Source organism: Microbacterium enclense, from assembly GCF_001456955.1.
Classification (GTDB): Bacteria; Actinomycetota; Actinomycetes; order Actinomycetales; family Microbacteriaceae; genus Microbacterium; species Microbacterium enclense.
On sequence record NZ_KQ758467.1, the window covers coordinates 316,945 to 343,650 of the forward strand.

At 71.5% G+C, this 26,706-nt stretch carries 22 protein-coding genes and 1 pseudogene; 12 read left to right on the top strand and 11 right to left on the bottom strand.

Annotation, left to right across the window (positions count from 1 at the left end; genetic code table 11):
- The first annotated feature begins 6 nt into the window (after nt 1-6).
- Nucleotides 7-261 (top strand): three-helix bundle dimerization domain-containing protein, encoded by a 255-nt coding sequence (locus AS029_RS01465; protein ID WP_058230832.1) that lies wholly within the window; start codon nt 7-9, stop codon nt 259-261.
- Between the two features lies 1 nt (nt 262).
- On the opposite strand, the gene AS029_RS01470 is transcribed toward AS029_RS01465, so the two are convergent.
- Complete coding sequence (locus tag AS029_RS01470) at nt 263-574, bottom strand: DUF7882 family protein (RefSeq protein WP_058230833.1); 312 nt, start codon at nt 572-574, stop codon at nt 263-265.
- Nucleotides 575-688: 114 nt separating this feature from the next.
- On the opposite strand from AS029_RS01470, the gene AS029_RS01475 reads away from it, so the two are divergent.
- On the top strand, nt 689-1,006 hold the full coding sequence (locus AS029_RS01475) for a DUF7882 family protein (RefSeq protein WP_055959437.1): 318 nt from the start codon (nt 689-691) through the stop codon (nt 1,004-1,006).
- A gap of 103 nt (nt 1,007-1,109) precedes the next feature.
- On the opposite strand, the gene AS029_RS01480 is transcribed toward AS029_RS01475, so the two are convergent.
- Nucleotides 1,110-1,436: a DUF7882 family protein gene (locus AS029_RS01480; protein ID WP_058230834.1), complete on the bottom strand. Its 327-nt coding sequence runs from the start codon at nt 1,434-1,436 to the stop codon at nt 1,110-1,112.
- A 117-nt stretch (nt 1,437-1,553) separates the two neighbouring features.
- Here AS029_RS01480 and AS029_RS17485 point away from each other — a divergent pair, with 117 nt between their 5' ends.
- The 7 genes and pseudogenes from AS029_RS17485 (at nt 1,554) to treZ (ending at nt 10,353) form a co-directional block, all read left to right on the top strand.
- Nucleotides 1,554-1,694, top strand: coding sequence for a hypothetical protein (locus tag AS029_RS17485; RefSeq protein ID WP_167345217.1), 141 nt, complete (start codon nt 1,554-1,556; stop codon nt 1,692-1,694).
- Nucleotides 1,695-1,737: 43 nt separating this feature from the next.
- Nucleotides 1,738-2,415 carry a GTP pyrophosphokinase gene (locus tag AS029_RS01485; protein WP_058231176.1) on the top strand — a complete coding sequence of 226 codons (678 nt, stop codon included), beginning with the start codon at nt 1,738-1,740 and terminating at the stop codon, nt 2,413-2,415.
- Nucleotides 2,416-2,465: 50 nt separating this feature from the next.
- Nucleotides 2,466-3,314: a hypothetical protein gene (locus AS029_RS01490; RefSeq protein WP_058230835.1), complete on the top strand. Its 849-nt coding sequence runs from the start codon at nt 2,466-2,468 to the stop codon at nt 3,312-3,314.
- Nucleotides 3,311-3,799, top strand: coding sequence for a hypothetical protein (locus AS029_RS01495; RefSeq protein WP_058230836.1), 489 nt, complete (start codon nt 3,311-3,313; stop codon nt 3,797-3,799). Before AS029_RS01490 ends, AS029_RS01495 begins: the two co-directional genes overlap by 4 nt.
- Before the next feature lie 81 nt (nt 3,800-3,880).
- The gene (glgX, locus tag AS029_RS01500; RefSeq protein ID WP_228375852.1) at nt 3,881-6,103 is read left to right on the top strand and encodes a glycogen debranching protein GlgX; all 2,223 of its coding nucleotides are present in this window, start codon (nt 3,881-3,883) and stop codon (nt 6,101-6,103) included.
- Nucleotides 6,104-6,108: 5 nt separating this feature from the next.
- Nucleotides 6,109-8,513 (top strand): annotated as a pseudogene (treY, locus tag AS029_RS01505) (malto-oligosyltrehalose synthase).
- An 88-nt stretch (nt 8,514-8,601) separates the two neighbouring features.
- Nucleotides 8,602-10,353 (top strand): malto-oligosyltrehalose trehalohydrolase, encoded by a 1,752-nt coding sequence (gene treZ / locus AS029_RS01510; RefSeq protein ID WP_058230837.1) that lies wholly within the window; start codon nt 8,602-8,604, stop codon nt 10,351-10,353.
- 157 nt (nt 10,354-10,510) lie between these two features.
- On the opposite strand, the gene AS029_RS01515 is transcribed toward treZ, so the two are convergent.
- The 4 genes from AS029_RS01515 to AS029_RS01530 all read right to left on the bottom strand — a co-directional run bounded on the left by AS029_RS01515 (nt 10,511) and on the right by AS029_RS01530 (nt 14,040).
- Nucleotides 10,511-11,551 (bottom strand): sodium:calcium antiporter, encoded by a 1,041-nt coding sequence (locus tag AS029_RS01515; protein ID WP_058230838.1) that lies wholly within the window; start codon nt 11,549-11,551, stop codon nt 10,511-10,513.
- Nucleotides 11,552-11,620: 69 nt separating this feature from the next.
- Nucleotides 11,621-12,436, bottom strand: coding sequence for a tryptophan-rich sensory protein (locus tag AS029_RS01520; RefSeq protein WP_058230839.1), 816 nt, complete (start codon nt 12,434-12,436; stop codon nt 11,621-11,623).
- 80 nt (nt 12,437-12,516) lie between these two features.
- Nucleotides 12,517-13,245, bottom strand: a complete 729-nt coding sequence (locus AS029_RS01525) for a glutamine amidotransferase-related protein (protein ID WP_058230840.1) — start codon at nt 13,243-13,245, stop codon at nt 12,517-12,519.
- A gap of 78 nt (nt 13,246-13,323) precedes the next feature.
- Nucleotides 13,324-14,040, bottom strand: a complete 717-nt coding sequence (locus AS029_RS01530; RefSeq protein ID WP_058230841.1) for a LysR substrate-binding domain-containing protein — start codon at nt 14,038-14,040, stop codon at nt 13,324-13,326.
- Between the two features lie 35 nt (nt 14,041-14,075).
- Between AS029_RS01530 and AS029_RS01535 the strand changes: the two genes are divergently transcribed.
- Complete coding sequence (locus tag AS029_RS01535) at nt 14,076-14,465, top strand: DUF1304 domain-containing protein (RefSeq protein ID WP_058230842.1); 390 nt, start codon at nt 14,076-14,078, stop codon at nt 14,463-14,465.
- Nucleotides 14,466-14,780: 315 nt separating this feature from the next.
- Here the strand turns inward: AS029_RS01535 and AS029_RS01540 are convergent, their stop codons facing one another.
- The 5 genes from AS029_RS01540 to AS029_RS01560 form a co-directional block, all read right to left on the bottom strand.
- The gene (locus AS029_RS01540) at nt 14,781-15,188 is read right to left on the bottom strand and encodes a transferase (RefSeq protein ID WP_056226142.1); all 408 of its coding nucleotides are present in this window, start codon (nt 15,186-15,188) and stop codon (nt 14,781-14,783) included.
- Nucleotides 15,189-15,565: 377 nt separating this feature from the next.
- Nucleotides 15,566-16,342: a DNA-formamidopyrimidine glycosylase family protein gene (locus tag AS029_RS01545; protein ID WP_058230843.1), complete on the bottom strand. Its 777-nt coding sequence runs from the start codon at nt 16,340-16,342 to the stop codon at nt 15,566-15,568.
- A 71-nt stretch (nt 16,343-16,413) separates the two neighbouring features.
- Nucleotides 16,414-21,105, bottom strand: coding sequence for an ATP-dependent helicase (locus AS029_RS01550; protein WP_058230844.1), 4,692 nt, complete (start codon nt 21,103-21,105; stop codon nt 16,414-16,416).
- Between the two features lie 159 nt (nt 21,106-21,264).
- The gene (locus tag AS029_RS01555; protein WP_058230845.1) at nt 21,265-22,860 is read right to left on the bottom strand and encodes an ABC-F family ATP-binding cassette domain-containing protein; all 1,596 of its coding nucleotides are present in this window, start codon (nt 22,858-22,860) and stop codon (nt 21,265-21,267) included.
- A gap of 255 nt (nt 22,861-23,115) precedes the next feature.
- Nucleotides 23,116-23,784 carry an alpha/beta hydrolase gene (locus AS029_RS01560; RefSeq protein ID WP_058230846.1) on the bottom strand — a complete coding sequence of 223 codons (669 nt, stop codon included), beginning with the start codon at nt 23,782-23,784 and terminating at the stop codon, nt 23,116-23,118.
- A 222-nt stretch (nt 23,785-24,006) separates the two neighbouring features.
- Here AS029_RS01560 and AS029_RS01565 point away from each other — a divergent pair, with 222 nt between their 5' ends.
- Nucleotides 24,007-24,621, top strand: coding sequence for an NUDIX hydrolase family protein (locus tag AS029_RS01565; protein WP_058230847.1), 615 nt, complete (start codon nt 24,007-24,009; stop codon nt 24,619-24,621).
- A gap of 113 nt (nt 24,622-24,734) precedes the next feature.
- Nucleotides 24,735-26,657, top strand: a complete 1,923-nt coding sequence (locus AS029_RS01570) for a M3 family metallopeptidase (RefSeq protein ID WP_058230848.1) — start codon at nt 24,735-24,737, stop codon at nt 26,655-26,657.
- Nucleotides 26,658-26,706 lie beyond the last annotated feature (49 nt).

Sequence of the window (26,706 nt, forward strand, 5' to 3'; positions counted from 1 at the left end):
GGGGGCATGGACGAGCGCGACATCGAGACGAGTTCGTCCGCTCACGCGCATGACGTCGTCCTCTCCGTGGACGGTGTGCCCGTGGCGTCGTTCCGCGAGGTGGTGGCGCGTCTGCGAGCCGACTACCCCGGTGAAGACCCCGCGCACGTCGAGGGGATCGTCCTGCGCGAGTGGGAGGCGTTCTCGGCCGGACGCCCGCTCGTCGTACCGGCTGCCGTCGAAGAGGGTGCGCGCGAGATCCTCGACCTCGCGCGCGACTGAGTCAGGAGCCTTCGGCGGCGGGTTCGTCGACGAGGAGCAGTCCGCCCGACGAGTTGGCCGAGTTCGCCAGTGCTTCGATCCACGCGCGGCTGAGCAGGGCGGGTTCGGGCTCGTCGAAGACGAAGCGCAGGGGAATGGACGGGTGCAGCCAGACCGTGCTGCGTCCCACCTCCTGGCCGGGGCCGTGCGTCCACGACAGGGTGAAGCTCTCGCCGCGGCGCAGCTTGGTGGCGATGACGACCTTGACGTGCGCCAGCGCCCGGTCTTCGATGTCGATCGGCGTCGCGACGTCGCCGTAGTAAAGCGTTCCCACACCGGCACGTTAGTCGCGCTCCGCGAGACGTGCTCGAGGGGTTGATTCGAGTGGGCCGACGTGGCATCTCGGAAAGCGGATGACGTCGTGCGTTCCTCGACTAGGCTCGTCGGTATGGGCAGATTCATCTACGACACCGTGGCCAATGCGGTCGACATCGATGACCGCACGTTGGCGCACCTGCGCATCGTCGTGATGAACAAGCTGCGCCGCTCGGAGTCGTTCATGTTCGACGTCGAGGTGGGCGACGGCAGCGGTCGCCGCAGCTTCTGGATGCACCCGTCGGTGCCCATCCAGTTCCACTTCTACGGCAGCCGCCAGCCGCGCATCAACCGTGTCTGGGTCGAAGACCTCATGCTGGCCGCCTCGGGACCGAACGGCCTCGCCATCACGCCCGAGCCCAGCGAGGACGCGCACGTCGAAGAGGGCTGAGCCCTCCGCGTCGTAAACCCCGATCGGGTGATCCCGCTCGCGAGTCGACGGTAGGTCAGTCTGTTCGTCGACGGGCTGGTCGGCTCGCGCGGTGACGGGTGGGTCAGCTCGTGGGCGAGTGCTCCGCCGGGGTCATGTCCTCGGGGACCAGCATGATGCCGCCCGACGAGTTGGCGGAGTCGGCCAGGCGCTCGATCCACTCACGGCTCAGCGTGGCGGGTTCGGCCTCGTCGAAGACGAAACGCAGCGGGATCGCGGGGTGCAGCCACAGCGTGCTGCGGCCGCGCTCTTCGTCGTCGCGATGGCGCCACGACAGCGTGAAGCTCTCGCCTCGACGGAGCTTGGTCGAGATCACGACCTTCAGATGAGCCAGGGCTCGGTCTTCGATGTGGACGGTCGTGCCGCTTCCGCCGTAGTGAATGGTCCCCATACGGCCACGATACGCCAGTGGCAGCGGCGACGATGTGGGTGATCCGGAGATGTCAAGACCGCCCGTCTGCGAGGCGGTCGTTTGACATCGTTGACTCATCTACGGAAGGAGAGCGCCGTGGCATATCCCCCGATCCCCGGTCATCCTGAGCCGGCGAACGACCCCGACGACCTGCCGGACGTGTTCCGCGGTCTGATCGGCATCGACGTCATCGACGGCGAACTCGTTCCGCGCGCGTCCGAACCGCCGCGAGACTGACGCTCTCAGCGCCCTCGTAGTGATCGCCGCTAGCGTCGAGGGCATGTCGGACCCGCTGGACGATCAGCAGATCACCGTCTCCGGTGCTGCGCTGCGCGCGTTGCGCGACGAGTTCCAACGCTTCCTCATGGAGTACCGCTTCGGCCTCGCCGAGGTCGAGACGAAGATCTCGATCCTGCGCGAAGAGTTCCAGGAGATGCACGCGTACAACCCGATCGAGCACGTGTCGAGCCGTGTGAAGTCTCCCGACAGCCTGGTCGACAAGGTGCGACGGAAGGGCATCGAGGCCGACTTCGACTCGATCCGCTCCGCCATCACCGACATCGCCGGCATCCGCATCACGTGCAGCTTCGTCGACGACGCCTATCGGCTGTCCGACCTGCTCACCCGGCAGGACGACATCACCGTCCGCGACGTCAAGGACTACATCGCCGAGCCCAAGGCCAACGGGTACAAGAGCCTCCACGTCATCGTCGAGGTGCCGGTCTACCTGTCGACGGGGCGGGTCGACGTGCCGGTCGAGGTGCAGTTCCGCACCATCGCGATGGATTTCTGGGCCAGCCTCGAGCACAAGATCTACTACAAGTACGACCGCCTCGTGCCGGCGGAGCTGCTGGCCGAGTTGAAGAACGCCGCCGATACGGCGTCGGAGCTCGATGCGCGGATGGAGCGGCTGCACCGCGAGATCCGCGGTCCGCGTCCGGGGGTCGTCTCGCTCTGAGCGGGCGGCGGTCGCTGGCCCGTTCCCGCTCGGGCGGAGACAATGGATGGATGAGCGACGACGACGCCCGCCTCGACGAGGTCGCCGCCGAGCTGCTCGCCCTGCCGCCCGCGCGTTTCACCGCCGCGCGCAACGAGCGTGCCGCCGACCTCGGCGGTGTCGTCGGGCGCCGCGTCGCGAAGCTGCGCAAGCCCACCGTCGCCGCGTGGGCGCTGAACCTCCTCGTTCGCGACGGGCAGCTCGGCGAGGCCGTCGAGCTCTCGCGCGCGCTGCACGAGGCGCAGGACGATCGGGATGCCGCCGAGCTCGCGCGACTGGGCCGCCAACGGCGGCAGCTTGTCGCGGCGCTCGCCCGTCGCGCGGGGGAGCTCGCAGCCGACGCGGGGACACCGCTGAGCCCGGCGATGGCGGACGCCGTGGAGAAGGGCGTCAACGCCGCGATCGTCGACGAGACAGCGGCGGCGGCGATCCTGACCGGGCGCCTGGTCGCGGCGGTCGATCTGGCGGCCCTGGACGGCGACACCCTCGGGCAGGCCGTCGCGGGTTCGGTTCCCGACGCGCTCCCCGCGCCTCCGCCGCGTGACGACCTCGCGGCCCGCCGTGCCCGCAAGGCCGCCGAACGCGCGGTCCGCGAGGCCGAGCGGGCGCGCGCCGACGCCGAGCGCGAGCAGGCCTCGATCGAGAGGAAGCTCGATGCGGCGCGCGAGAAGGCCGACCGGGCGCACGAGCGGGTCGACGCCCTCCGGGCCGACCTCGTCCGGGCCGAGAACGACGCCTCCGAGGCCGACGCGGCGGTGCAGCAGCGCGAGGGCGAGCGAACGGATGCCGCAGACGCGGTGCGCGCGGCCGTCCGCGCCCTCGCGCGTGCCCAGGCCGAGCGGGATGGAGTCGAGGAATGAACGGTGCCCTCACGGAGCAGCTCCTGTCAGCCGCTCGCGCGCGCTTGGGGGAGACACCGCGCGAGCGTATCGGCGAGCTGCAGGAGGGGCGCCGGCTGCTCGGCATCCCGCGCCCTGCCCGCATCGTCGCCCGTGGGACGGCGTGGCACCTGGGCGTGCTGCTGCTCACCGACGACGGCGTGCTCGCCACCGGCGACATCGTGCGCTCCCGGGCGGAGGTGCGCCGCGGTTTCGCCGCGGAGTCCCAGCGGCGTCGCGCCGAGCTCGCGGCAGCGGCCGCGCGCGGCGGCGTCCCCGAGGGGGAGACGGTGCACATCGGCTGGCATCCGATCGATCCCGCCCGCCTGGATGCGGCGTCGAGCCCACTCGCCGTGCGCGGGGACGACGCGCTCGTGCGCTGGAGCGCGGCCGGCGGGTACATGCCGCTCGAGCGCTACCTCGACGAGCGGATCGACTTGTTACGGCATCCCCCGGAGCGCGCATAGAGACCCGCGCGCATAGTCGGGGCGGTGGTGACTGTCAACAGCGATGACTGCGGCCCGAGACGGCAACAACGCTGGTCTATCGTGAGCGACGTGCAGCAGGTATGGCCAGGATCCAGTTATCCCCTCGGGGCCACTTACGACGGTAACGGGACGAACTTCGCCCTGTTCAGTGAAGGAGCGGAAAAGGTAGAGCTCTGCCTCTTCGACGAGGACGGCACGGAGACGTGCTACGAACTGATCGACGTCGACGCGTTCGTCTGGCACGCGTACCTCCCGAACATCCTCCCGGGGCAGCGGTACGGCTACCGCGTGCACGGCGAGTACGACCCCGCGAGCGGCAAGCGCTTCAACGCGCGCAAGCTCCTGCTCGACCCCTACGCCAAAGCGGTCGAGGGCCAGGTCGACTGGGGTCAGGCCGTCTTCAGCTACGAGTTCGGCGACCCCGACTCGTTCAACGACGAGGACTCCGCCCCGCACATGATGAAGGGCGTGGTCGTGAACCCGTTCTTCGACTGGTCGGGCGACCGCCAACCGAAGACGCCCTACTCCGAGACCTTCATCTACGAAGCCCACGTGAAGGGCCTCACCCAGCTTCACCCCGACGTGCCCGAAGAACTGCGCGGCACCTACGCCGGCATCGCGCACCCGGCCGTCATCGACCACCTCAAGAAGCTCGGCGTCACCGCCATAGAGCTGATGCCCGTGCACCAGTTCGTCAACGACTCCACCCTCATCGAGAAGGGGCTGTCGAACTACTGGGGCTACAACACCATCGCGTTCCTCGCCCCGCAGAACACCTACTCCTCGACCGGTGACCACGGGCAGCAGGTGCAGGAGTTCAAGGCAATGGTCAAGGCGCTGCACGCCGCCGGCATCGAGGTCATCCTCGACGTGGTCTACAACCACACCGCCGAGGGCAACCACATGGGCCCCACCCTGTCGATGCGCGGCATCGACAACGAGGCCTACTACCGCCTCGAAGACGACGACAAGCGGTACTACACCGACTACACCGGCACCGGCAACAGCATGAACGTGGGCAACCCCCACACGCTGCAGCTGATCATGGACTCGCTGCGCTACTGGGTGCTCGAGATGCACGTCGACGGCTTCCGCTTCGACCTGGCATCCACTCTCGCCCGCGAGTTCTACGAGGTCGACCGCCTCGCGGCCTTCTTCGAACTCGTGCAGCAGGACCCCATCGTCTCGCAGGTGAAGCTCATCGCCGAGCCGTGGGACGTGGGCCCCGGCGGCTACCAGGTCGGCAACTTCCCGCCCCAGTGGACCGAGTGGAACGGCAAGTACCGTGACACCGTGCGCGACTTCTGGCGCGGCGAGCCGCAGGCGCTCGCCGAGTTCGCGTCGCGCCTGACGGGATCGGCCGACCTGTACGAGCACTCCGGCCGCTTCCCCGTGGCATCCATCAACTTCGTCACCGCGCACGACGGCTTCACGCTCCGCGACCTCGTGTCGTACAACGAGAAGCACAACGACGCCAACGGCGAAGACAACAACGACGGCGAATCGCACAACCGTTCCAGCAACATGGGCGTCGAAGGTCCCACCGACGACCCCGAGGTGCTCAAGCGCCGCGCGCAGCAGCAGCGCAACTTCATCGCCACGCTGCTGCTCAGCCAGGGCGTGCCGATGCTGCTGCACGGCGACGAGCTGGGCCGCACACAGGGCGGCAACAACAACGGCTACGCGCAGGACAACGAGATCACCTGGGTGGACTGGTCGAGCATCGACACCCCGCTCATCGAGTTCACCGCCGCCCTCGCGCGCCTGCGCAAGCAGCACCCCACCTTCCGCCGCAGCCGGTTCTTCGACGGCCGCCCCGTGAAGATGGAGGAGGGGGCGCCGATCCCCGACGTGGTGTGGCTGCGTCCCGACGGCTCGCTCATGCAGCCCGAGGACTGGGACAACGGCTTCGGCCGCGCGGTGGGCGTCTTCCTCAACGGCCAGGGCATCCGCGAGCGCGACCGTCGCGGCCAGTCGATCAGCGACGACCACTTCCTCGTGCTGTTCAACGCCGGTGACGAGCCGGTCGACTTCCAGCTGCCCGACTTCGAGTACGCCCCGAAGTGGGACGCCTACGTCGACACCGCGGGGGAGCGGGCCAACACCGAGCCGCTCAGCCCGGGCGAGACGCTGCCGCTGGAGCCCAAGTCGCTCATCGTGCTGCGCGAGCACCACCTGCCCGAGCCCGAGGTCGACCACTCGGTGGCCGCCTCGCTCACGGCGCAGATCCAGGTGATCGGCGCCGACGACCTGCCCGGGCAGGCGCCCAAGCCGGAGCTGTGATCCTGATGCGGCATCCGCTTTCGACCTACCGCCTGCAGATCCGCGAATCGTTCACGCTCGACGAGACCCCGAGGTCACGGACTACCTCCGTGACCTCGGGGTCTCGTGGGCGTACCTCTCGCCGATCCTCGAGGCCACCCCGGGCTCCGACCATGGATACGACGTCGTCGATGTCACGCGCGTCGACCCGGCCCGCGGCGGCGCCGAGGGGCTCTCGCGCTTCGTCGAGGCCGCACGCGCCCAGGAGCTCGGCATCCTGATCGACATCGTGCCCAACCACATGGGCGTCTCGGAGCCGCGCACGAACGCGTGGTGGTGGGACGTGCTGCGGCAGGGCCGTGCCTCGGCGTACGCGGACTCGTTCGACATCGACTGGGAGTTCGGCGAGGGCAAGCTGCGCGTGCCGGTACTGGGCGACCACCTCGACGCCGTGATCGACGAGATCTCGTACGATCCGACGCCGGCGGCCGACGCGCCCGACGGGCTGATCCGCTACTACGACAACGTCTTCCCGGTGGCGCCGGGGACGGGGACGGATGCCGCGGCCTCGGGCTCGCGCGATGCCCTGATCGCGCTGCTCGACGCGCAGAACTTCGAGCTGCGCTTCTGGCAGGACGAGGCGGCCGACCTCAACTACCGCCGCTTCTTCGCCGTCACCACCCTTGCGGGCGTGCGCGTCGAGCTGCCCGAGGTGTTCCAGGCGACGCACGCCGAGATCCTGCGGTGGGTGCGCGAGGGGCTCGCCGACGGCCTGCGCGTGGACCACCCCGACGGGCTCGTCGACCCGGGCGGTTATTTCGACCAGCTCGCCGTCGCGCTCGAAGAAGCGGGTGAGGGCGAAGTCGGGTACGTGCTCGGCGAGAAGATCCTCGAGCACGGTGAGGCGCTGCCGTCGTGGTGGAAGACCGCCGGTACGACCGGCTACGACGCGCTCGCCGAGATCGACCGCGTGCTCACCGACCCCGCGGGGGAGGCGGCGCTCGATGCCCTCGACGCGCGGCTGCGCACCGACAGCGATCTGCCCGCGCTCACCGGCTGGCACGACCTCATCCACGACACGAAGCGCAAGATCGCCGACTCCATCCAGGTGTCGGAGATCCGGCGCCTGGTGCGCGGCCTGCCCTCAGGGCTCCGAGAGGAGTTCGAGGCCGAGGTGCTGCAGGATGCGCTCGCCGAGCTGCTCGCGTGCTTCCCCGTGTACCGCTCCTACCTCCCCGCCGGTCGTCGGCACCTCGACGCCGCCGCGGGCGAGGCCGAGGTGCGTCGCCCCGAGCTCGGCGATGTGATCGAGAAGCTCGTGCCGGTGCTCGCCGACACGAGTCTCGAGGTCGCCTGGCGCTTCCAGCAGACGACCGGTCCCGTGATGGCGAAGGGCGTCGAGGACACGGCGTTCTACCGCTACACGCGGCTGGGCTCGCTCACCGAGGTGGGCGGCGACCCGGGGCAGTTCTCGCTCGACGTCGCCGGTTTCCACACCGCTCAGGCGCTGCGTCACGCGTCGTGGCCGACGGCGATGACCACGCTTTCGACGCACGACACCAAGCGCGGAGAAGACACGCGCGCCCGCATCGCGGTGCTGGCGGAGATCCCGGCGCGCTGGGCCGAGGTGCTGGGCGAGTTCCGGGAGATCGCCTCGACCGGGCACGGACCCTTCGACGCGCTGCTGTGGCAGGCGATCGTCGGCGCCTGGCCGGAGTCGGCATCCACTCCCGAGGGCTTGAAGGTGTATCGCGAGCGCCTGCACGCATACGCCGAGAAGGCCGCGCGCGAGGCGAGCGAGGTCACCGGCTGGTGGGAGCAGGACGAGGCCTTCGAGGAGCGCATGCACGCGGTCGTCGACGCGGCCACCGGGCCCGCCGCCGAGCGCGTGCGCGCCTTCGTCGACGAGATCTCGCCGGCGGGGTGGTCGAACGGCCTGGCGGCCAAGCTGCTGCAGATCATGGGCCCCGGCGTCCCCGACGTCTACCAGGGCTCGGAGCTGTGGGAGCAGTCGCTCGTCGATCCCGACAACCGTCGCGCGGTCGACTTCGCCGAGCGTCGCCGCATGCTCGCCTCGCTCGACACGCCGGGCGCGACTCTTCCCGCGGTGGATGCCACGGGCGCGGCGAAGCTGCTCGTCACCTCGCGCGCGCTGCGCCTGCGCCGCGAGCACCCGCTCGAGATCTACCGTCCGCTGGAGGCCGCGGGGGCGGCATCCGATCACGTCGTCGCCTTCGACCGCGGGGGCGTGTTCGCGGTCGCGACCCGTCTGCCGCACGGTCTGGAGGCCGCCGGCGGATGGCGCGACACGGTCGTGCTGCTGCCCGACACCCCCGTCATCGACGTGCTCACCGGTCGCTCGTTCGCCGGCGGCCCCACGCCCCTGGCCGACCTGCTCTCGGTCTACCCGGTGGCGCTTCTGATCTTCTGACCCCCAAGGCGCGTGAGTCGCCAAGAATTGTCGCCTCACGCGCCCCCGAAGCGACAATTCCTGGCACCTCACGCGAGAAGGACACACCATGAGCATCGACGTCTGGGCACCCAAAGCAGAACGGGTGCGGTTGCGCCGGCTGGATGACAGCGGCGACGCCGTCATCGAGGACATCGAGATGGAAAGCACCACCGACGGTTGGTGGACGGCGCCGATCGACCTCGCCGACGGCGAGCGGTACGGCTTCGTGCTCGGCGACGGCGACGACCTGCGCCCCGACCCGCGCTCGCGCCGGCAGCCGGGGGGCGTGCACGAGGCGTCGGCGTGGTTCGACCCCGCGGTGTACACGTGGAACGACGCCGCGTGGACGGGCAAGCAGCTCGCCGGTGGCCTGATCTACGAACTGCACCTCGGCACCTTCACGCCCGAGGGGACCCTGGATGCCGCGATCGGCCGCCTCGAGCACCTGGTCGACCTGGGCGTGACCCACGTCGAACTGCTGCCGGTGAACGGCTTCAACGGCACGTGGAACTGGGGCTACGACGGGGTGCTCTGGTACACCGTGCACGAGGCCTACGGCGGCCCCGAGGCCTACCAGCGCTTCGTCGACGCGGCGCACGCCGCCGGACTCGCCGTCATCCAGGACGTCGTCTACAACCACCTCGGCCCGTCGGGCAACTACCTGCCCGAGTTCGGCGAGTACCTGCGCGAGGGCAGCCGCAACACGTGGGGCGACTCGGTCAACCTCGACGAAGACGCCGTGCGCGCCTACATCGTCGAGAACGCCCTGATGTGGATGAGCGACTACCACGTCGACGGTCTTCGCCTGGATGCCGTGCACGCGCTGCTCGACCACCGCGACCCGCACGTGCTGCAGGAGATCGCCGAGCGCACCGACGCCCTGTCGGCGCACCGCGGCATCCCGCTCACGACGATCGCCGAGAGCGACATGAACGACCCGAAGCTGATCCTGCCCCGTGAGGCCGGCGGCTACGGCCTGACGGCGCAGTGGTCGGACGACTGGCACCACACCGCGCACGTCGCCCTGACCGGCGAGACGATCGGGTACTACGAGGACTTCGCCGACCTCGACGCCTTCCGCAAGGTCAGCGAGGGCGGTTTCTACCACGACGGCACCTACTCGTCGTTCCGCGAAGAGAAGCACGGCAAGCCGATTCCGAAGGACGTGCCGAACTGGCGCCTCGTGACCTTCGCGCAGGATCACGACCAGATCGGCAACCGCGCCGCCGGCGACCGCCTGTCGCAGACGCTCGGCTACGACCGCCTCGCCGCGGCCGCCGTGCTGACGCTCACCGCCCCGGGGACGCCCATGCTGTTCATGGGGGAGGAGTGGGGGGCTACCACGCCGTGGCAGTTCTTCACCTCGCACCCCGAACCCGAGCTCGGCAAGGCCACCGCCGAGGGTCGCATCGCCGAGTTCGAGAAGATGGGGTGGGACGAATCGACCGTCCCCGACCCGCAGGACCCGTCGACCTTCGAGAACTCCAAGCTCGACTGGGACGAAGCCGGCGAGGGCGACCACGCGCAGCTTCTCGGGCTCTACCGCGAGCTGGCGAAGCTGCGCCGCGAGCGCCCCGAGCTCACCGATCCCTCCCGCGATGGTCTCTCGGCCGTGGCGCGCGAGGCGACCGGTGGCCGGGTGTACGAGCTTCGGCGCGGTGATCTCGTGGTCGTGGTGAACCTCTCGGATGCCGAGGCCTCGGCATCCGTCGTCTCCGGCGCCCGCGTGCTGCTGGCGACGGCCGAGGGCGTCGTGCTCGACGGAACCGAGCTCACCGTCCCGGCGGGCGCGAGCGCGATCGCGGGTCCGGTCCTCTGATCCTGGTGTCGGTGCCGCGCTCCGGCGCTCCTGTGCGTCAGCCACGTCCGATGGATGCGGCACACGGCCAGGGGGACGGATGTTCCGGAGCGCGGCACGGCGACCATGGCTTCGTGGCGCGCGGCGACGCAGCCCGGCGGCGAGGAGGCCCCGGTGATCAGGCCGAGATCGCGAAGAGGCCGCCGATGCCGACCGCGTACAGAGCGAGCACCGTCAGCGAGTCGACGCCCATCCCGAGGAGGCGGCGCTGCGGCCGGAAGATCAAGCCGACCACGTACACGAGCGTCAGCAGCGCCGCCAGGGCGGTGAGGTAGATGTCCGCCGCGTTCGCGCGCGGGAGCACCGCCGAACCCGAGATCACCGTCGCGAGCAGGAACAGCACCGGCAGGAAGGCGTTGCCGCCGAAGATGTCGCTGATGGCGAGCTCGTCGTCACCCTGACGGATCGCCTGCAGGCCCGTGGAGATCTCGGGGAGCGAGGTCGCCAGCGCCAGCACCGTCGCGCCGAACAGCACGCCCGAGAGTCCGATCTGAGAGGATGCCGCGTCGCCCGCGCGCTCGAGCACGACGCCGGCGACGAGCGTGGCCAGCGCCGAGATCGAGAAGACGACCGCCGCCTTCTTGGTGCTCATCGATCGTTTCGGCTTCTGCGGCTTCGGACTCCGATCGGGAGCGCGCCCGTCTTCGTGCCACGGCAGGTGCGAGCCCGCGCGCTGGACGAGAAGCAGCCCCACGATCCACAGTGCGGAGATGAGCACGACGTCGGGCGTGAGCCGGAGGACTTCGAGACCGTCCGGGAGCTGGCTGCCGGCGATCACCACCGCCAGCACGGCGACCACGACGAGCCCTTCGAGCACGAGAGTGAGGGATGCCGCGCGGTAGGTGAGGGGTTTCACACCGCGCCCGCGCTTGCCGAACGCATCGAGGATCACCAGCACGACGGTCTGCAGGGCGATCCCGCCGAGGATGTTGCCGACCGCGACATCGAGGTTGCCCGAGACCGCTGCGGAGACGGTGATGGCGATCTCCGGCAGGTTGGTCGCCACCGCCAGCACGATCAGGCCGCCGAGCGCGCTCCCCAGGTGCAGACGGGCATCGAGCACGTCGGTGGCTTTGGACAGCTGGATGCCGGCGACCCACACGACCGCTGCGGCAGCGACGAAGATACCGACGAGGAGGGCGAAGGGGAGGGAGTCCACGTGCTGATTACAGCGCGCGCCCCCGCGGTGCCCGACCCGCTTGCGGGCGGGATGCCGAGGGTCTAACGGTCAGTCGACGGTGGGGCGGATCAGGCGCAGCACCCGCACGATGGCCGGGGGCAGCAGCACCACCGCCGCGACGACGAGCGCGGTCGCACCGATGGGTCCGCTCTGCGGTTCGCCGGTGAAGCGCTCGACGGCCAGCCAGCTCAGGCCCCACGCGAGAGCGAGCGCCGGCGTGATGCGCCAGCCGCTGCGCCACGCGATGGCGAGACCGATGACGGCGACCACGACCAGGACGGCGATGCCGATGGCATCCGCTGCCTCCTCCCAGCTCGGCGGAACGACGGTGGTGAGGAAGGCGGCGGTGTTCGCCACGGTGGCGAGGGTGACCCAGCCGAGGTGCAGGCCGGTCACGCCGTCGATGAGGACGGAGTCGGCGACGCCGCCGCGTGCGTCGCGGGTGGCGACGGCGACCTCGAACGTCCAGCCGAGGGCCGCGAGCAGCAGCACGATGTCGAGGACCGTGAGCAACAGGGTGCCGAAGCGCGCGGCCACCAGCCAGAGCCCGTTGAGGGTCATGGTGAGGGCGATGAGCCACCCGAGCGACCGCTGGCGGGGGGCGGTGCGCTGGCCCGGCAGGGCCTGCCACACGCCGTACGCGATGAGGCCGAGGTAGATGACCGACCAGATCGAGAAGGCGGGCCCGGCGGGCGCGAGGTAGGAGCCGTCGGTGTCGAGGGCTCCGCCCTGCTGATCCTGCACGGCGGAGTTGCCGAACGCCCCCGCTCCGATCACGGCCGCGATCAGCATGAACGACAGCGCGGAGAGGACGACGATCTGACGCGCGAGGTCGGAGCCTCGCCAGGTGCGTGAAGCGTTCATACCGAGAACACTAGAAAAGCTAGGTAAATCTATGAGGTGGGCTTGACAGGGAGAGCCCGGGTCGTCCAGCCGGCCGACGTTCAGGCGGCGACGGCGCGCGCCGCGAACGAGCGCAGCAGGCGTGTCGGCTGCTCGATCGAGGCGGTTCGCACGTGAGCGGAGACCTCGTCGAACGCATCGGCGTCGAAGTACCCCGCGTCGCGGTACACCCGCATGCGGGCGACGAACGCATCGGTGGTGGGTTCGGGATGGAACTGCGTCGCCCACAGACCCCGGCCCGCGCGATACGCCTGGACGGGGCACGCGTCGTTCTGCGCAAGCAGGGTCGCGCCGGGGGGCACGCTGTCGGTCCCCTCCTTGTGCGCCGTGAGCGCCTCGAAGCGGGGGCTCAGGATGCCGAACAGCTCGTCGTCGCGGCCGGCGTCGGTCAGCACGATGTCAGCGGGACCCGTGCCCTCGGGGTGCTGCAGCGTCACCACCCCGCCCAGCAGACGGGTGACGACGCCGATGCCGAAACAGGTGAACAGGGCGGCGGTGCGGCCCTCGATCGCGGTGGCGGCCAGCCGCTCCAGGTCGCGTTCCAGGCGACGCTGCCCGTCGGTCTTCTCGTTGTCGGTGACGTTGAAGGGGCTCCCGCCCACGACCACGGCCGCGAACCGCTCGATGTCGTCGGGAAGCGGCTCGCGCACCAGATCGTGGTGCACCAGGTCGTCGTCGCCGACCCCCAGGCCGTCGCGGAAGGACGCCCACTCGGCCACGGCCGCATCGCGCTGCGGGCGGACGCAGACATAGAGCAGGGGCGCGGTCACTCAGGGATTCTATGCAGGTCGATGCATCCTTCGGCGAGGCCGGGAAACCTGGCGAAACGTTCGGGGGTCGGGGTCACGTCACCGCGACGAGCGGGCCGTGCGTCCGCGGACGACGCCGACGAAGGCCTCGACGTCGGCGCTGGTGCGCTCTCGCACCCACGCGAGGGCGACCGTCGATGTCGGCCCGTCGCGCAGCACCCGGTACTCCACATCGCGCCGCTGATGTGCGCGTGCGAGCGACATCGGCATGATCACGACCCCCACCCCCGCGGCGACGGTCGCGACTGCCTCGGCGGTGTCGCTGGGAGCCGCGAACGCCGGGGCGGTGGCATCCGGGATCTCCGCGTTCAGCACATCGTCGAGGGGCACGATCACGACCTCGCCCGCCAGGTCGGCCGCATCGAGCTCTTCGGCGGCGGTCAGATCGGAGTCGGCGGACATCACGACGACCGGCCGTTCCTCGTACAGCGCGATGATGTGCAGGTCGTCGGGATCGTGGACCGGCAGACGCACCAGGGCGGCATCCACGTCGTCGAGGGCAGCGCGCTGATCGGCCACAGCGATCTCGCGCAGGACGAGGGCCACGTGCGGCATCCGTTCGCGCCATACGTCGATCCACTTGCCGGGGGTCGCTCCGGGAATCGCCCCGAGCACGAAGTCGCGCGGAGGCTCGGGGGGCGCGGGGGCGGCCCGCTGGCTCTTGGGTGTGTTCGTGCGGGGCCGCGGCGCCGATCTCGCGCCGCCGGCGCGGCGGGGAGCACCGGAACGTCCACGGGATCCGCCGCTGTTCGCCATGGTCCCAGGCTAGTCGTCGGCGGTAGCGTGGACCCATGATCGGCACCCCGGCCCTCGTCTTCGCCGGCCTCGCAGCCCTGCTGCACGTGTACATCTTCGTGCTCGAGAGCGTGCGGTGGACGCAGCCGAAGACGTGGAAGGTCTTCGGGATCGCCGACCAGCAGACGGCCGATGCGACCCGGCCGATGGCCTACAACCAGGGCTTCTACAACCTCTTCCTCGCGGTCGGCGCCGCCATCGGCATCGTGCTGTGGATCGTGAACGGCACCGGTGACGTCGCCGGGCGCACGCTGCTGCTCTTCTCGCTCGGCTCCATGCTGGCCGCCGCCCTCGTGCTCGTCACGTCGGGGCGCAAGTACCTGCGCCCCGCGAGCATCCAGGGCACACTGCCGCTCGTCGGGCTGGTGCTCACGCTGCTCGCCTGAGATCGACCCCTCCGGTTCGTGGCACGTCTCGGTGGTAGGGCTTCGCGCCGGGGAGGGGCGCGCGATGCACGGGCGGCGTTCGTGACGAGATCACCCGGGGGAGCGGGCGTGCTCGCGCGGGCGATGTGCCCGCGGTGTTCGTGACGAGATCGCCCGGGGAGTCGAGGTGCCCGCGCGAGTGATGCGGTCGCGGCGTTCGCGGCTGGACCTCCCGGAAGAGCGGTCGCCGCGCGGGGGCGGGAGCCGCGCGGGGCAGACGAAAACCCGCACGCTCCGAAGAGTCGTGCGGGTCGTGGATGCCGTGCGTGCGGTGGCTCAAGCGGCCAGGCGCAACCCCCGGCGGTCGGTGGCGACGGCTTCGCCGTCGTTGATGATCTCGTCGTCGCCGATCAGCGAGCCGACCGCGATGCGGGCGTTGTGGCCCACCTGCGTGCGAACGCCGATGTGAGCCCCCGCACCGATGACGGCACCGGCGCAGATGTGCGCGTGAGGCTCGATGTGAGCCTCGGGTCCGATCACGGCGTCGGACTCGATCCAGGCGCCACGGCCGACACGAACACCCGCGGCGATCTGCACGCCGGGTTCGACGTAGGCGCCGTTCTCGACCAGCGCCGACGGGTGGACCTTCGCGCCGTGCGCGACGAGTCCGCGACCATTGACGTGCTTGCGGTAACGCAGCGTCTCGCCGTGGTCGTTCTCGATGTCGATGTAGTTCTTTCCCACGATCCCCTCCGGTCGGTCATCGGGTGAGCCGACATGTATGACAACGGGTCCGGAAGACCCTTCATTCCCTCGAATGGTTCTTCGTCGCCCTCGTGCCGATCGGTTTTCTCGATGTCGAGAGACCCGATCGACGTTGTGTCGTCCCCTTGTTCTCGCACGCCGGGCCGGTCGGCGCGGGCGGGTTGACACGCGGGCCGGGGCGGTTCGTTCTCGCGCGGGCGCAGGCGCGGGCGCGGGCGCGGGCTCGGGCTCGGGCTCGGGCTCGGGCTCGGGGATCGGGCGCGGGGATCGCCGGTGCACGAGGGGAGGGGGCGGTGCCGGGGGTGGAGTGTCCGCGCCCGAGCGGAGGCGCCGGGTGCCGGGGCGGGCGGCGTCGGTCAGCCGGGCTGGCAGGTCGGGCACCAGTAGACGTTGCGCTCGCTCGTCGCCGACGCGCCGAGGCTGGTGGCGCGGATGGGCGTGCCGCACCGCCGGCACGGCGCGCCCTCGCGGCCGTAGACCCAGAAGCGGCGACCGGGCCTGCTGTCGCCGGTGAACGTGCGCTCGGGCCGCGGCAGGTTCGCCCGGATCATGCGCTCGCCGAGGGCGATCGTCGCCTGCGCGTCGATCTCGGTCGCGGGCGTGGTCGGCGCGATGCCGCGCACGAAGAGCAGCTCATTGGCGTAGACGTTGCCGAAGCCCGCGACGTTGCGCTGGTCGAGCAGTGCGACGTGGGCGGCGCGGTCGTCGGCGGAGACACGGCGCACGGCCTCGGCCTCGTCCCAGTCGTCGGCGAGCAGGTCGGGGCCGAGGTGGCCGATGACGGTGTGCTCGTCGGTCGTGCGCAGCACCTCGACCATGGCGAGGTCGAAGCCGATGGCATCCGCTCCCGCGACGCCGACGATCGCGCGCGCCTTGAAGGCGGGTCGTCGCCACCGCTCACCGGATCGGTAGACGTCCCACCGGCCCTCCATCTTGAGGTGCGAGTGCAGGGTGTACCCGCCGATCCGGTGCAGGAGGTGTTTCCCGCGGGCGGCGACCTCGTGCACCGTCTCGCCGCGCAGATCGGCCGTCGCGCTGCCCGGTACGCGGATGTCGAAGCGTGTCACGACCTTGCCGGCGAGGGCGGCGTGAAGCTTGGCCGCGGCGCGGTACACGGTGTCGCCCTCAGGCACGTGCAGCCTCCGTCCGGCGCGCGACGGCGCGCGCGCACGACGACCGGGCCCGCACGGGCGAGACCGACGGCTCAGGCACGGGCGGCCTCTCGCAGAGTGTCGCCCGCGGTGAGTTTGCGAAGCGTCAGCCCCTTCGGCGACTCGACGAACCCCGCCTCGCGCAGGGCCCGGCCGACCGCCGTGCCGTAGACAAACTCGCCGTTGACCTGTTCGACGGTCAAGGTCTCGAGGCGCCGCTTCTTCGCCGTCTCGGCGAGGTGGCGCGCGGCCGCCTGCAGGGGCGCCTCGGCGTCGGTGAAGGCGAGGGCGCTGCGACCCCCGCGCTCGAGGTAGAGGGTCAGCTCACCGTCGACGAGCACCACGAGTCCGCCGGCTTTGCGGCCCGGCCGATGGGTGACGCCCTCGAGGGCGGGCCATCCGAGGGCCGCCCCGTAGGGGTTGGCGGGGTCGGTCGCGGCGAGGGTGACCGTGCGCAGGGGTGGCGGGTCGGCCACCGCGGCGAATTCTCGGAGGCGGTCGACGGTCGACGATGCGGCGAACTGCGCCGCGCCGAGCTTCTCGATGACGTAGCCGCGTCGGCAATGGCCCGCCTCCTCGAACCCGGCGAGGATGCGGTACACCTGCGCGAAGCCGCCGGGCACACCCTCGGACTGCACCGCGCCGCGGGTGACGACCCCGTACCGGTCGAGCAGCAGGCTCGCCGTCGCGGTGGCGCGGGCTGCGGCATCCGGTTCGCGCTCGGGCAGGAGCGACCATCGACCACCGAGCGAGGGAGGTCGAGGGGCCGACGTCGCGCGAGGCATCGTCGCGCCGCGGTACATGCGGGCGCGCGGTGCCCGACGGGCGACGCGGTGCGACTGCCCGCCGCCGCTCAGCAGGGTGCGGACGGGGGCGAAGGTGTCGTTGGTGACCCGTCCCGCCCAGGTGAGCGCCCAGAGGGCGTCGTTGACCGACTGCTCGTTGTCGGCGCCCGCGAGCTGCTTCAATTGCGCGGCGAAGTAGGCTCCGCCGCCGGCGAGGGCGGCGAGAATGCGCGCTTCGAGCGAGTCGGGTGCGGGATCGTCGGCGTCTTCGGGATCTTGCAGCGTGAACGGTGCTGCTTCGGCCGGGTGCAGAGCGATCCAGCCGTCGCGTCCGGGGAGCGTGCCGTGGCCCGACCAGACCACCTCGCCGGTGGCCGTCAATTCGTCGAGCAGGGCGGGGGAGTAATCGGAGACGCGCGATGGGAGCACCAGGGACTCCCACGCGCTCGCCGGGATGGGCACGCCCGCCAACTGCTCGATGACGGCGAGCACCCCGTCGATGCCCTCGAGCGGGCGGCCGAGATGCTGCCAGACCGGCAGGAAGCGCGCATAGGCGGCCGGCGGCACCGGCTCGACGCTGCCGCGGATCGCGGCGAGGGAGCGCATGCGCAGACGTCGGAGCACCTCGACGTCGCACCACTCGGTGTCGTCACCACGCGCGGGGTCGCCGGTCCCCGAGCCGGTCGAAGGGGCGGGGAGGAAGAAGCCGCTCGCCAGACGCCCCTGCGACTCGAGCCGTTGCAGGGTGAGGCGCGCGACGGCGGTCCCGACGCCCAGCCGTTGCGCCACCGCCTCGGTGGTGAAGGGCGCGTGCGTGCGGGCGAAGCGCGCGACGAGGTCTCCGAGCGGGTCTGCGAGGGGTTCGAGGAAGGCGTTCGGGATGCCGACGGGCAGGGCCGCACCGAGGGCGTCGCGCAGGCGCCCGGCGTCTTCGATGCCGGCCACGCGCGAGACGCCGCCGATCGTGACGCGGATCGCGCGCCGGTCGTCGACGAGGGTCGCCAGGTGCCGCTCCGCCTCGGCGAGGGCGTCGGTCTCGGCATCGAGGCGCTCGGCGACCTCGGCGGCATCGAGCGGGCCGAGGATGCGCAGCAGATCGGCCACGCCTTCGACGCCTCGCGCGCGCCTGTCGGGGTCGAGGCGCTGGGCTTCGCGCTCGAACTGCGCGATGACGTCGGGGTCGAGCAGCTCGCGCATCTCGACCTTGCCGAGGAGTTCGCTCAGCAGGGCGGGGTCGACCGACAGGGCGGCCGCGCGCCGCTCGGCGAGTGGCGAATCGCCCTCGTACATGAACGCGCCGACATAACCGAACAGCAGATCGCGGGCGTACGGCGAGGGCTGAGACGTCGTGATCTCGACCAGGCGGATGCGGCGCTCGCCGATCTGCCGGGTCACCCGCAGCAGGGCGGGCAGGTCGTAGACGTCTTGCAGCACCTCGCGCAGCGTCTCGAGGATGATCGGGAAGGCGGGATGCCGCTTGGCGACCTCGAGCAATTGGGCGGAGCGCTGGCGCTGCTGCCAGAGCGGCGAGCGGCGGTTGGGGTTGAGCCGCGGCAGGAGCAGGGCACGGGCGGCGCACTCGCGGAAGCGCGAGGCGAACAGCGCCGAGCCACCGACCTCGTCGGTGACGATCTGCTCGAGCTCGTCGGGTTCGAAGACGAAGAGGTCGGCGCCGGGGGGTTCGGCCGCGGCATCCGGAACCCGGGCGATGATGCCGTCGTCGCTCGCGACGGCGGCGCCCTCGACCCCGAGCCGTTCGCGGATGCGCGCGTTGACCGCCAGCGCCCACGGGGAGTGCACCTGCATGCCGTAGGGCGAGTGCAGGATGATGCGCCAGTCGCCCACCTCGTCGCGGCTGCGTTCGACCGTGAGGCTGCGGTCGGTCGGCAGGCTGCCGGTGGCCTCGCGCTGCTCGGCGAGGTAGGACAGCAGGTTGGTGATGGCGTAGTCGTCGAGTCCGGACTCGCGCAGGCGTTCTTCGGCCTTGGCGCGCTCCGCTCCGGAGATGTCGCGCGAGAATTTGCCGAGCGCCTCGCCCAGCTCGGCGGGGCGGCCGATGCCGTCGCCGTGCCAGAACGGCAGCTTGCCGGGCTGACCGAAGGCGGGCACGACGTTGACGCGGTCGTGGGTGATCTCGACGATGCGCCAGCTCGTCGTGCCGAGCGTGAACACGTCGTTGACGCGCGATTCGTACACCATCTCTTCGTCGAGCTCGCCGACACGGGCGTTCTGGGTCTCGCCGGCCACGAACACCCCGAAGAGACCGCGGTCGGGGATGGTGCCGCCGCTGGTGACGGCGACGCGCTGGGCACCCGGTCGTCCCGTGAGCGTGCCCGCGTCGCGGTCCCACACCAGGCGGGGGCGCAGCTCGGCGAACTCGTCGGACGGGTAGCGGCCCGCGAGCAGATCGAGGGTGGCCTCGTAGGCCGAGCGGGGGAGCGAACGGAACGGCGCGCTGCGCTTCACCGTCTCGAACCACTCCTCGACGTCGATCGAGCCGAGCGCCGACGCGGCGACCGTCTGCTGGGCCAGGATGTCGAGCGGGTTCTGCGGCACCGAGATGGCCTCGATGCGTCCGGCGAGCATGCGCTCGGTCACCACGGCGGTGTGCAGCACGTCGCTGCGGTGCTTGGGGAACAGGGCCGCGCGGCTGACCTCGCCGACCTGGTGTCCGGCGCGCCCGACGCGCTGGAGTCCGGAGGCCGCGCTCGGCGGCGCCTCGACCTGGATGACGAGGTCGACCGAGCCCATGTCGATGCCGAGCTCGAGGCTGCTGGTCGCCACGACGCACCGGAGGGCGCCCGACTTCAGCTCGTCTTCGACCTGGGCGCGCTGCTCTTTCGAGACCGAGCCGTGATGGGCCTTGGCGAGGATCGCGGAGACGCCCGCGGACGATCCGGCCTGGGCCATCACACTCGCCGGCACCGTCGGCTCGGGCACGTCGATCCCGACGCGCTCGGCGTAGATCTCGTTGAGGCGCCCGGTGAGGCGTTCGGCGAGGCGTCGGGAGTTCGAGAACACGATGGTCGAGCGGCGTTCGAGAATGCGGTCGACGATCGCCGCTTCGACGTGCGGCCACACCGACCCCGCCATCTCGGTGCTCTCGGGTCGCTCGGAGAACCATTCGCCGTCGGCCGCCTCGTCGGGCGCGGGCGAACCCGGCGGAGGGGGCGGATTGAGCATGTCTTCGATGGGGACCACGACCGACAGGTCGAACGCCTTCGTCGCCTTGGGGGCCACGATGTCGACGGGCTGAGCGCCGCCGAGGAAGCGGGCGACCTCGTCGATCGGCCGCACGGTCGCCGACAGCCCGATGCGCTGCGCGGGCTCGTCGAGCAGCGCGTCGAGGCGCTCGAGGCTCACCGCCAGGTGGGCACCGCGCTTGGTCGCGGCGACCGCGTGCACCTCGTCGATGATGACCGTGTGCACACCGCGCAGGGTCTCGGCGGCCTGGCTCGTGAGCATGAGGTAGAGCGACTCGGGCGTCGTGATGAGGATGTCGGGCGGATCGGTGACCAGCTTGCGCCGGTCGCTCGAACTCGTGTCGCCCGAGCGCACGCCGACCGTCACCCCGGGGACCTGGATGCCGAGACGTCGGGCCGACTGCCCGATTCCGACGAGCGGCGAGCGGAGGTTGCGCTCCACGTCGACGCCGAGCGCCTTCAGGGGTGAGATGTAGAGGACGCGGGTGTTGGTCGGTGGGGCTTTCGGCGCTGCTTTCTTGCCGCGGCGCGGGGGCTCGGCATCCGGAGTCTCGGGCGCCTTCTCGCGGAAGATGCGGTCGATCGCGAAGAGGAACGCCGACAGCGTCTTGCCCGAACCGGTGGGCGCGACGACGAGTGCGTTGCGCCCCGAGGACACGGACTCCCACGCGCCCTTCTGCGCGTTGGTGGGAGCGCTGAAGGCGCCACGGAACCAGTCCTGCGTCGCAGGACCGAATCTCTCCAACACGTCGGCCATGCCGACATCCTCTCCCGGACCTCCGACATCGGGTCGGGGTTGACGTTCGCCGGTCGCGGAACGCACCTCTCGTCGGGCACCGGCGGCGGCGCTGCGAGCCGGCCTCGGGGCACCTTCCCTCAGGCGCTGGGCCAACGGCGGCGGCGACGGGAGCTGACCTCACGGCACCTTTCGCAGACCTCCGTCCGCCAGCTCGACCCGCAGATCGAGGTCGAGCCGCTCGAGGAACGCGTCGTCGTGACTCACCACGAGAACGGCGCCCCGGTACGCCCGCACGGCCGTGACCAGTTGCTCGACGGTGTCGAGGTCGAGGTTGTTCGTCGGCTCGTCGAGTACCAGCAGCTGCGGCGGCGGATCGGCCAGGAGCACCCGCGCCAGGGCGACGCGGAAGCGCTCGCCGCCCGAGAGGGTGCCGACGGGACGGGTCACGGCATGCCCCCGCACGAGGAAGCGTGCGAGCCGATCCCGGAGCTGCGCGACCGGGACCGACGGCGCTGCGGCGGCGACGGCGTCGAGAACGGATGCCGTGTCGTCGAGACCGTCGAGCCGCTGCGGGAGATAGCCGATGCGATTCACGCTCGCCGTCGCTCGAACGGATGCCGAGTGCTCGGTGTCGCCGAGGACGAGACGTCGCAGCAGCGTCGTCTTCCCCACCCCGTTCCGCCCCACCAGTGCGACGCGCTCGCGGCCGGTGACGATCCACTCGCGCTCGTCGTCGCCGAGCGTCAGGATCCGCCGCCCGGCCGCGTTCTGCGGGTCGGGCAGGTCGATGCGCACCACGTCGTCGTCGCGCACCCGTGCCGATGCCTCGCTCAGCGCCGCCCGCGCGGCATCCTCCTTCCCCCTCATCTCGGCGCTGAGCCGACCGGCGCTCACCTGCGCCGCGTTGGCCCGCCCGCCCGCGATGATCTTCGGGACCCGCTTCTCGACCTGCGCCTTGTGCGCGACGCGCGACCGGGCGGCGAGCTTGTCGGACGACTCGATGCGCTGCCGGCGCTCGCGCCGAAGCGATCGCTCCGCGTCGCGCTCGGCGCGCACGGCGGCCTCCTGCTCCGCGTCGCGATGCTCCCGCCACGCGCTGTAGGGGCCGCCGACGACGCTGAGGGTCCGGCCGTACAGCTCGGCGGTGGCATCCATCACCTCGAGCAGGGCGACGTCGTGGCTGACGACGACCAGAGTCCCGGGCCAGGACCGCACGAGCTCGTACACGCGCGCCCGCGCGTCGCGGTCGAGATCGTTGGTCGGTTCGTCGAGGAGCGTGATGTCGGCCGCACCGGCCCGCAGCCCGACGAGCGCGGCCAGCATGGTCTCACCGCCCGACAGCTCCCCGATCGTGCGGTCGAGGGCATCGGATGCCAGACCCGCCTCGGCGAGCAGCGTCTGCGCGCGCGCCTCGACGTCCCAGTCCTCGCCCACGGCGTCGAAGTGGTGCGGCGCGACATCGCCCGACTCGATCGCGCGCACGGCGGTGAGCGCCCTCTCGACGCCGAGGAGCGCGGAGACGGGGCGACGCGGATCGGCGGCGAGACGCTGCGGGAGCAGGGCGACGTCACCGGATGCCGAGACGGTGCCGGACGTCGGGGCGATCCGTCGCGCAGCGAGGCGCAGGAGCGTGGACTTGCCGGCGCCGTTACGGCCGACGAGGCCGGTGCGTCCTCGGCCGAGGGCGCCAGAGACGTCGTCGAGGGCGACGGTCCCGTCGGGCCAGACGAGGCGGACGTGGTCGAAGACGAGGGACGGGGAGACGGCTGACATGGGGAACTCCGGGAACGCGGGATGCGCGGACACCGGACCCGTCCGCGTCAGCGGAGGGCGGCCGAGAAAACGGCGGGTCGACGGGTCAGCGCGCGGACAGGGGCGCGGAAGCGTCGACGATCTTCACCGGAGGGGACCTCGTTCTCGGGGACAGGGCTGTCTACGGTAGCCGATGACCGGCAGTGACGGAACCCCTCTGCGCCGCGGGCGCCCCGGTTCGGTCTCCGTCGGGGTGCGATCCCCCGTCGCTCCCGCTCACGTCGTGGCCTGTGCGGCCATCTCGCCGAGCCGCGCGTCGAGGAACGCCCGGACGTCGTCGAGCTCGTCCTGCGAGATCGAGTGGGTGAGTCCGGGGTAGACGCGCCCGCTCAGTTCGCTGTGCACGGGGAGCCACTGCGCCGTCGCGTCGACGAGGGCCGGTGGGATGACGTCGTCGGCGGCGCCGCGACCCCAGAACACCGGGGGGCGCCGCTCGGCCAGGACGATGTCGCCGGGGAGCTCCCCGCCCGCCGCATAGCCGGCGAGCACCACCGCGAACGAGACGGCGTAGGGCGCCGCCCGCAGGGTCTGCAGCGCGACCGCACCGCCCTGCGAGAACCCGAGCAGGCCCACGGGCGCCTCGCCCACGGCATCCTGGATCCACGACAGCAGCGCCCGCGCAGCGAGGGTGACGGCGTCGGGGTCGCGGCCGTCGAGCCCCTCGATCGGGTACCACGACGCACCGGGCATGGGCCAGGGCGGGGCCAGCGGCGCACGCACGCTCGCCACGACGAAAGCCGGGGGCAGGGAGGGCACGAGACCGAACAGGTCGTGCTCATCGGAGCCGTAGCCGTGCAGGAGCAGCAGCACGGGCCGGTCGCCGCGCTCGTGCGCGGGGACCGACCAGCGCACGACGGACGGGTCGAGAGAGGGATGCGCGCTCATGCGGCCATTGTGGCAAAGGCCTCCGACACCGGCGCCGTGGTCGCTGAAGGGAGGGGATTGCGGCGGCGGAGGAGTGCCGGCGAGGGGTGCGCCCTCCCGTGCCCGGATCTCCTCCGCTCGCCCGGTGACGGGCGTCCGCGCGCTCCGGAGCAGCCGCCCGCGACCGCGTCCGCTCGCGGCGGACACGCGGCACACGCGGCGGACGGTTGATATACAGGGAGCATGCCCGTGCGTACCCCCGATCCCGAACCCGGCGACAACGGCGACGAGCGCGAACCGCTCGCCGCGTCCTTCTCGGGCGCGCCCGGCACCCCCAACCCGAATCCGGGATGGCTCAGCGAGGTCGAGCTCGCCGAGGCGCGGCGCCGCCTGCCGATGCTCTACGTCGAGGCGCTGCCCGTGCGCACCGACGGCATGGGCGCGGTCACCCAGGTCGGCATCCTGCTGCGCGCGACGCCCCTGGGCGAGATGACCCGCACGCTCGTGTCGGGTCGCGTGCGCTACGGCGAGACCGTGCGCGACGCCCTCTTCCGTCACCTCGAGAACGATCTCGGGCCGATGGCCTTCCCGCTGCTGCCGCCCCAGCCGACGCCGTTCACGGTCGCCGAGTACTTCCCCCTGCCGGGCGTGAGCGCGTTCCACGACGACCGCCAGCACGCGGTGTCGCTCGCGTACGTCGTGCCGGTCACGGGCACCTGCGAGCCGCGTCAGGACGCGCTCGAAGTGACGTGGCTCTCGCCGCAGGAGGCGGCATCCGACGCCCTCTCCGACGAGATGGAGGGCGGTCGCGGAACGCTCATCCGCCTGGCGCTCGCGTCGGTGGGCGCCCTGCGCTGACCGTCGACACCGGATGCCGTCCCCCCGGCGTCCCGGGTGGGCCGGCGCCGCCGCGCCGGCCCGCGCCGTCAGGGGCCGTTGCCGGTGTCGGAGGCGCTGTCTAGGGTCGGAGGATGCCGGATTCTCCCCTGGAACCCCTCGCCCTGCCCCGCGACCTCGACGGCTGGCGCGTCTTCGCCGACGAGCGCCCGCGACGGCTGCTCGATGACGTCTCCGCGATCGACGCGCGACTCGTCGCCGAGACCGCGCTGACGCTCCGCGAACGCCTGGCGCTGTGGAACGACGCCGACATCGCGCTCTCCGAGGCGGCCGCCCCCTCGCATCTCCTCAGCGAGTCGCACCCCGACGCCGGGGTGCGCGACGCCGCCGAGAAGCAGGCGCAGGCCGTCGACGCGGTGCAGTCGCGACGACTGCTCGACCGCGCGCTGTGGAACGTCTTCGCCGACGCCGACCCCACGGGCCTCGAGCCCGATGAGCGGCGCTTCCTCGACCACGTGCGCCGCGACTTCCGCCGGGGCGGCGTCGATCTCGCGGATGCCGAGCGCGAGCGCGTGCGCGAGCTCACCGAGCGCGACACCGAGCTGTCGCTGGCGTTCTCGCGCCACATCCGCGATGGGCGCCGCGAGATCCGCGTGCCGGCGGACGCCCTGGACGGCCTGCCCGACGATTTCGTCGCCGACCACCCCGCCGACGCGGAGGGGATGGTCACGCTGACCACGGAGTACACCGACCTCATGCCGGTGCGCGAGTACGCCCGCGACCGATCGGTGCGGCACGCCCTCGTCGGGGCCTACAACGACCTCGCGTGGCCCGAGAACGAGCCCGTGCTCGCCGAGTTGCTCGCGGTGCGCGCCGAGCGGGCGGCGCTGCTCGGCTACGGCGACTGGGCCGACTACGAGACCGAGACGCGCATGATCGGTTCGAGCGCGGCGGTGGCGGCGTTCCTCGAGCGCGTCGCCGACGCCGCGGCGCCCGCCGCGGCCGCCGAGTACGAACGCGTGCGCGAGCGTCTCCGGCGCGACGACCCCGCCGCCGACGCCGTCACCATCGCCGACTTCTGGTACGTGCTCAGCGCCCTCAAGCGCGAGGAGTACGACGTCGACGCGCAGCTCGTGCGCTCGTACTTCCGCTTCGACCGGGTGCTCGACGGCGTTCTGGCGACCACGGGGCGACTGCTCGACCTCGACTACGTCCCCGTCGACGCGCCGTCGTGGCACGACGACGTGCGCACCTACGACGTCGTGCGGGCGGGGGAGCGTCTCGGGCGCATCCACCTCGATCTGCACCCGCGCGAGGGCAAGTACAACCACGCGGCGTGCTTCGGGCTCGCCCCCGGCATCGTCGGCCGCACGCTTCCCGAGTCGGTCCTGCTCTGCAACTTCTCGCGCGGCCTGCTCGAGCACGACGAGGTCGTAACCTTCTTCCACGAGTTCGGACACCTCGTGCACGACATCCTCGGCGGTCATCAGAAGTGGGCGCGATGGACGGGCGTGGCCACCGAGTGGGACTTCGTCGAGGCGCCGAGTCAGCTGCTCGAGGAGTGGGCGTGGGATGCCGAGGCGCTCGCCGCGTTCGCGCAGAACGACGCGGGCGAGGCGATCCCCGCCGACCTCGTCGCACGCATGCGCACCGCCGACGCCTTCGGGCGAGGCCTCGAGGTGACCCGCCAGCTCGGGCACGCCACGACCTCGTACCGGCTCCACGTCGAGCGCCCGACCGACCTGCGGGCGGCGGTCGACGGGTACTACCGTGCCGCGAGCCCGGTCGCACCCCTCGACGGCTCGCACTCGTACGCCGGTTTCGGCCACCTCACCGGGTACGGCGCCTGCTATTACACCTACCAGTGGAGCCTGGTCATCGCGCGAGACCTGCTGTCGGCCTTCGACGACGACCTGTTCGACGCCGGAACGGCCCTGCGCTACCGCCGCGAGATCCTCGAGCCCGGCGGCACGCGCGACGCCCGGGATCTCGTCGAGGCGTTCCTCGGGCGCGAGAGCGCGTTCGACGCCTACCGGGACTGGCTCGCGGGAGCGTGAGCGGCGACGCCGCGGCATCCTGCATCCGGATGCCGCGGCCCCCTTCGGT